Annotated in this window: 7 protein-coding genes; 3 read left to right on the top strand and 4 right to left on the bottom strand. The window is 33.9% G+C overall.

The window, feature by feature from the left end; all coding sequences use genetic code 11:
• Positions 1–157: 157 nt before the first annotated feature.
• Both EAI80_RS11110 and EAI80_RS11105 read right to left on the bottom strand, forming a co-directional pair.
• A complete protein-coding gene (locus EAI80_RS11110; protein ID WP_129982081.1) occupies positions 158–934 on the bottom strand; it encodes an HAD-IIB family hydrolase in 777 nt (258 codons plus the stop codon).
• Entirely contained in the window at positions 927–3,269 is a 2,343-nt protein-coding gene (locus tag EAI80_RS11105; RefSeq protein WP_129982080.1) for an HAD-IC family P-type ATPase, read from the bottom strand. The genes EAI80_RS11110 and EAI80_RS11105 overlap by 8 nt, the downstream gene beginning before the upstream one ends.
• A gap of 130 nt (positions 3,270–3,399) precedes the next feature.
• Here EAI80_RS11105 and EAI80_RS11100 point away from each other — a divergent pair, with 130 nt between their 5' ends.
• Genes EAI80_RS11100 through EAI80_RS11090 form a run of 3 tightly spaced genes read left to right on the top strand, consistent with a single transcriptional unit; the run spans position 3,400 to position 5,025 of the window.
• Positions 3,400–3,978 (top strand): histidine phosphatase family protein, encoded by a 579-nt coding sequence (locus tag EAI80_RS11100; RefSeq protein ID WP_192924057.1) that lies wholly within the window; start codon positions 3,400–3,402, stop codon positions 3,976–3,978.
• A 6-nt stretch (positions 3,979–3,984) separates the two neighbouring features.
• On the top strand, positions 3,985–4,788 hold the full coding sequence (locus EAI80_RS11095; RefSeq protein WP_129982078.1) for an HAD family hydrolase: 804 nt from the start codon (positions 3,985–3,987) through the stop codon (positions 4,786–4,788).
• A 48-nt stretch (positions 4,789–4,836) separates the two neighbouring features.
• Positions 4,837–5,025, top strand: coding sequence for a hypothetical protein (locus tag EAI80_RS11090; RefSeq protein ID WP_129982077.1), 189 nt, complete (start codon positions 4,837–4,839; stop codon positions 5,023–5,025).
• Here the strand turns inward: EAI80_RS11090 and EAI80_RS11085 are convergent.
• Together EAI80_RS11085 and EAI80_RS11080 are read right to left on the bottom strand one after the other, a co-directional pair.
• On the bottom strand, positions 5,012–5,524 hold the full coding sequence (locus EAI80_RS11085; RefSeq protein WP_129982075.1) for a nitroreductase: 513 nt from the start codon (positions 5,522–5,524) through the stop codon (positions 5,012–5,014). The genes EAI80_RS11090 and EAI80_RS11085 overlap by 14 nt on opposite strands.
• Positions 5,525–5,526: 2 nt before the next feature.
• Positions 5,527–6,711, bottom strand: coding sequence for an MFS transporter (locus EAI80_RS11080; RefSeq protein ID WP_129982073.1), 1,185 nt, complete (start codon positions 6,709–6,711; stop codon positions 5,527–5,529).
• Between the last annotated feature and the right edge of the window lie 176 nt (positions 6,712–6,887).

Below are 6,887 nucleotides of genomic sequence, written 5' to 3'. Positions count from 1 at the left end.
GACAAATAGTCTATATCCTGAATATTTCTGCTCCACACTTCTCTTAAATCGTTACCTGTAGATTATGGGTATTCAAATCATAAGTTTATTTAGTTGTTTTATAATTATCTATACATGTATTTGTGTTATATATAAAAAAAAGAAGGATTACTCCTTCTTAATCAATCCAGCCAAAATGACGACATGCATATTCTATACCATCATCTGTAGAATCTTTTGTGACAAAATCTGCTTTTTTCTTTAAGTCTTCTACACCATTGCCCATCGCAATAGATGTCCATTCCTTCTTGAACATAACAAGATCATTCTCACCATCACCAAAGACTACAACATCCTTAATATCAGCCTTTAAGTATTCCATCATCTTAATGATACCTTTTTCTTTTGCATCATGTTGATAAGTAAGATAAGGTGGTACAAAGCGGATATGACCCACTGTATCTCTTAAAGTAAGTTCTTCTTCTTTGTCTTCTGGAATCGCAATATAAATCTTATAAATATCCTTCAAATCATCATAGTTTAATGACTTATCAAGAATATAACGTGTCGGTTCCTGTCTTTCTCCTACCTGTTCAATAAAGCGTTCATCCTTCATCACTACATCAATACTATCATTAACAGCAATTAATATTCCAAAGCCTTTTTCATCTGCTTCATGAATAAGTGCAAGAGCCTTTTCTCTATCTAATGGACTATTTGTAACTAACTCATCATTATAAATCAAAGCAGCCCCTCCATTAGATACAAGATTATGAATACCAAGCATCTTAGCAGTATCTTTTGTTTTATAATAGGCACGTCCTGTCGCAATTGCGACAAAATGTCCTTTATCCTGTAATTTTTTAATTGTTTCTAAAGCACTAGGTACAGGAATACCAGTTTGTATATCTGTCAAAGTGCCATCAATATCAAAGAAAAAATATTTTTTATCCATGCTTCTTCCTCTTCCAACGTCTATATTCAGTTATATTATCTAATGCTTTTGTGATAAGTGCGACTAAATAATAAGCAACAACACATTCAAAAGCTACTACTATAATAACACGTAAGTCCGTAATAGGATACATATAAAAATAGGTTGGAATTGCATAAAGGCAACCAATAGTAAGCAGGACGTTTAAACCAATATTAAACTTTCTTAAAAAATTGAGTGGTTTAGAAACCTTAAATAATACAATGAAACTAATAAATATAGTCACTAAGAAACTATATGTAGAAAAGTATTTCGCATTTAAGAAGAACATCCATTTTAATAAAAAATTAAACAGTACAAGCACTACAACACTTAAAGCACATGGAAGTGCTGTATGAATCACATGTGTTAAGAAGCCCTTAGAACTCATTGTTGTATCGTGTTCAAGAGTAATAATGAATGATGGTAATCCAATTGCCATACCACTTACCAAAGAGAGCTGGAAAGGCGTAAATGGATAAGTTAAGCAGAAGAATCCAAAGATCAGACTAAGAATTGTAGAATAAATAGTCTTAGTTAGATATAGTGAGCTGACCTTTTCAATATTCGCAATGATGACACGACCTTCGTTTACAATTTCCTTCATTGAACTGAAGTTAGAATCTAATAATACAATATGTGCTGCCTGCTTAGCCGCATCAGCTCCATTGGCCATCGCAATACCACAATCTGCATCCTTAATCGCAAGTACATCATTGACACCATCACCGACCATGCCTACGACATGACCATTTTCCTGGAAAGCTTTGATAATCAATTGTTTCTGTTCTGGTTTAACACGACCAAAGACACATGTTTCTCCTAATACTTGTTTCATTTCTTCTACAGTATCAGGAAGAGTCGAAGCATCCATATAATTATTTGCGTTATCAAGCCCTGCAAGGGTGCATACACGAGAAACTGTAAGAGGGTTATCTCCTGAAAGGACTTTAATAGAAACACCCTGAGATTTGAAATAATCAAATGTATCATGTGCATCTTCTTTAATGATATCACTAATAGCAATAAGACAAACTGGAGTAAGAGAATGATAATGTCCCTCTTCTAAATAATCTGCTTCTCCTAACAGTAATACACGTAAACCAAACTCAGAATAACCACTGACCTGATCTAAGATTTCTTTATTATCAGTCAAGAATTCAGGAGCACCTAACACAAAAGAACGATCATCATCAAAAGTAATGGCACGATATTTACGTTCTGAAGAAAATGGTACTTCTGATTTCTTATGATATTTATCATTTTTAGTGAAGTAATTCATTAAAGCTTTCTGAGTTGGATTGATATCATCTACTAAGAAAGCAAATGAACCCATAATATCGCAAATCATCTCACGCGTATATTGATCACTAATAGGAACAATATGTTTAACTTTAAGTTCACCTGTTGTAATAGTCCCTGTTTTATCAAGACATAGTACATCAACTCTGCTTAATGCTTCAATGGATTCCATCTGTTGAACAAGTGCTTTCTTTTTTGCAAGACGACCAACACCTAATACAAAAGATAAAGAAGTTAATAAGACAAGTCCCTCAGGAATCATCCCAATAACCCCACCTACTGTTTTAACTAATGCGGTATTAAAGTCATTTGGCATGGCCTTATATTGTGCTCTAAAGAGTAATAGACCGACTGGCACAATAATAATACTCATAACCTTGATAATCTTCTCAATAGAATCTCTCATCTCACTAGATGCAAGATTCTTATGTTTAGCTTGGTTCACTAGCTTTGTAGAATAGTTCGCATTCCCTACACGGATTACTTTTGCATAACCACTTCCTGCCACAACGAAGGTTCCTGCATAGATTTCGTCGTTCTCCTTCTTTTTAACAGGTACTGATTCCCCAGTCAAAAGAGATTCATTAATCTCTAATGCATGATTTTCTATAACCTGACAGTCTGTCCCAATCTGATTACCAGCTTGCAGAAAGATAATGTCATCCATAACTAGCTCTTCTACTGGAACATCTATCAAGTTACCATCACGTAATGTTTTCACTTTCTCTACAGTCACAACACTTAGCTTATCAATAGTTTTCTTAACCTTGAATTCCTGAATGATACCTAATATTGTATTAGCTACCATAACTCCAATAAAAGTTAAGTTCTGCAGCTGTCCTGAAATCACAATCAAAACAGCTAAAAATATATTTAGAAAGTTGAAATATGTAAGTGTATGCTGCTTCACAATTTCTTTTTTTGTTTTAGAAATAGACTGACCTGTATAATTCACTTGTCCTTGTTCTATTCTTTCTTGTACCTCTTGTTGTGAGAGGCCTTTTAATTCATTCATATTCACCACTCCTCCTCTATTGCACTATCTTAACAAAGAAAAGTGTATTATTTGTGTACTTTCACCTTAATTTTTTCTTAAATAATAGATATAATTAACTTATCATCCAATGAAAGGGGTTATATTTATTATGAAACATTTGTATATGATGCGTCATGGACAAACTCTATTTAATGTTAGAAGAAGAATTCAGGGATCATGTGATTCTCCACTAACTGAACTAGGTATTAAGCAGGCAGACGCTGCAAGAGAGTTGATCAAGGATATTTCTTTTGATCATTACTACTCTAGTACGGCTGAAAGAGCATCTGATACATTAGAAATAGTTACAGAAGGTCAAGTACCTTATACAAGACTTAAAGGGCTTAAGGAAAGAGGTTTTGGATTATTTGAAGGAGAAAGTGAAGATTTAAATCCTCATTTTGATGATTTTAAATATGATGACTTATTTCCCCATTATGGTGGCGAAACAACCAAACAAGTACAACATAGAGTTGTAAAAACACTAACTGAAATCATGAATAAAGAAGACCATGAAGTGGTTCTTGCAGTAAGTCATGCCGGCGCTTCTATGCAATTCTTTAGTGCATTTAATGACCCAAACATTATTTTTAACTCAGGAGGATTTACTAATTGCTGTATTCTTCATTATACATATGATAACAATGAGTTTAAATTTGTAGAAATATTAAGACCAGAGGTAAAGTAGATACATATGAAAGAAAAAGTATTATTTTTTGATATTGATGGTACGCTTGTAGATAACACTTATGGAGTTTATGAAGTACCTGAAGGTGTAAAAAGAGAACTTAAAAGAATTCAAAACAATGGGCATAAGCTTTTTATCTGCAGTGGTCGTCCTAAAGCCATGATTAACCAGCAGTTCCTTGATTTGGGGTTTGATGGTTATGTCTTATATAATGGTGGTTATATCGAGATTGATGGTGAATCTATCTTTGAAGAGAGAATGGATACAGAACTTGCGACTCAGACAGTTGATATGCTTGAAGAACTAAATTGTGATTATATGCTTGAAACAGCACATCATATTTATATTGATAAGCGTTATAAAGAGCTTTATACGTTCTTTAAGAACCTCGGCATGGAAGAGATGTTTTCTATGGATTTTGACCGTGATGATGTCTTAAAACGTGCCATTAAAATAGAAGCCAACGTCACAAATAAAGACAAGCAGAAAGTAAGCGACTATTTAGATGGTAAGTTTGGTACTACTATCAGTTTTGATCAGCATGGCAGTGATAATTCATTTGAGTTCTTTTCACCAACCATGAGTAAAGCCATCGGTATTAAGAAAGTTCTCGAACATTATGGTTTAGATATCAAAGATACCTATGCATTTGGTGATGGTCTTAATGATATTGAAATGATTCAATTATGTCAGGTAGGTGTAGCTATGGGTAATGCCATAGATGAATTAAAGGTACAAGCTGATATTATCTGTAAACCTATTGATAAAAATGGATTAGAAGATATTCTTAAGGCTTTATTTCCACAATAAACATCTTATCTTCACATAAGTATGATATACTCTAGTCGAGGTGATTTCATGAAAAAAGACAATGATAAATTAGCATATTATTTACCTATTATGATCAGTTTAGGTGTCGTATTTGGTATTTGTTTTGACAATATAGGTATAGGAATCTGTTTAGGTGTCGGTGCAGCCGGTATCCTTTCATTGTTTTCAATAAAAAAAATCCTCCGCAAGGAGGATTTTTTCATTATTCGATTGTAATCACACGATGATCAAGACGAGGTGCTGCTTCTGGAGCCTTACCATCCGCAAATCCTATAATAACATTTCCGATACCTTCATAGTCTTCTTCAATGCCCCATTCTTTAAGAAGTCTTCTTCCTTCTTCACCTTCAAATACTTCTTTCGCACGATGAATCCAGCAAGAACCAAGTCCTAAGCCATGTGCTTCATTGAGCATATTGCCAATCGCAAGTGATCCATCATAGATATATGTGGGATATTCTTTCTTTGCTAATACTACAATCACTACAGGCGCACCATAGAAAGGATCTTTATCACTCCCCATAATATCAGCATTCAACTTTGATAAATGATCTCTCATTTCTTTATTCTTTACTACTACAAACTTAACGCCCTGTCTGCCCATACCAGTAGGAGCATATAAACCAGCTTCTACAATTCTCTCAAGATCTTCATCTCTAGGCATTTCATCTGTATATTTTCTAATACTTCTTCTTGTTTTTAAAACATCTAACATATTTAAGTCCCCTTCTTATTTACGTTCTCAACAGTCACAATCATCACAATTGTGCCTACTGCACTTAATACTAAACCTAAAAATAATGTTTCATAAACACCCATACTATCTAGTAGAATACCACCTAAGAAACTAGCTAGTACACCAGATACAGTCATACTTGTAGTAACGAGTGCCTGTCCTTTAACTGCATCCTTTGCATCAAATAATTTATCTACATAATAAACAGATGCAGGAATAAATAATGCATAAGCAAGCATCTGTGTCGCCTGAGCTAAATAGATCATAAACATATTTGTCGCAAAATAAGTTAAAGTATGTTTAAGTGTGAAGAATATTGCGGAAATGATGATTGTATTTTTGATATTGATATTATTTTTATACTTTTCAAATAAAGCCATTGTAGGAAGTTCCAACATCGCAGCCAAAAATACTGCATTACCCATATCTCCAGTATTACCACCAACGTTTCTAATTACATTAATAAAGAAATTGTTGATGATTGTATGATCAAAATAAACTAATACAAAACCAGCTAAAAAGATCATGAATTTAAGATGCTTCTTAATAAAAGCTCCTGTGCTTTCTTTTTCTACTACTTTTTCTTCAATGACTTCATCTATTTCTGTCTCAGGCATCTTAAATGAGCGAATAAGAGGTAAAATACCTAAGAAGATGATAATATAGGCAAGAGGCATTAAAGTAGGACTTACTGCCTTTACAACGTTTCCTAATACAAGAGACGCAAGAGCATAAGCCACTGATCCAATACCACGTGCTACACCAAACTTAACATCAATACCATGCTTCTGGAATGCGAAAGCAAGTGAGTTAACTAAAGGCATTGTAGTATAAAGAATTGTAGAAACTGCAATAAACAAAGCAGCAGCTAAGAATGTCACCTTACTTACAAACATGAGGAATACAGATAGAATACTACAAAGACCAAACATGATCATTAAGACTTTCTTCATAGAAATGTTTGACTTATCTACAAATCCTCCAAGTACGGGTTGTGCAATACTTGTCAGAATATTTGCGATTGCAAGTACAATCCCAATTAAAGATGAACTCATGCCAATTGACCCTAGATATACAGCGGCATAGCCAATAACTGCACAGAATCCTACATAGTAAATCCCCTGCAACATTGAGTATCTAACATTAATACTTTTTGATTGTTCCATTTTATGATCTCCCTTACATGTGATAATAATATTATAACAGAACAGAAATAATTCTGTAATCTCTTACATGTTCTGAAAAAAAAACTCAGGATCTCTCCTGAGTAACATTCAATGGCGCAGGTTGAGGGATTCGAACCCCCGCAGGACGTTAATCCTCTGTCGGTTTTCAAGACCGA

Source organism: Catenibacterium sp. co_0103, from assembly GCF_004168205.1.
Taxonomy (GTDB): Bacteria; Bacillota_I; Bacilli_A; order Erysipelotrichales; family Coprobacillaceae; genus Catenibacterium; species Catenibacterium mitsuoka_A.
Note: the sequence above shows the minus strand (reverse complement) of the source record. Positions and strands in the feature narration are given on the sequence as shown.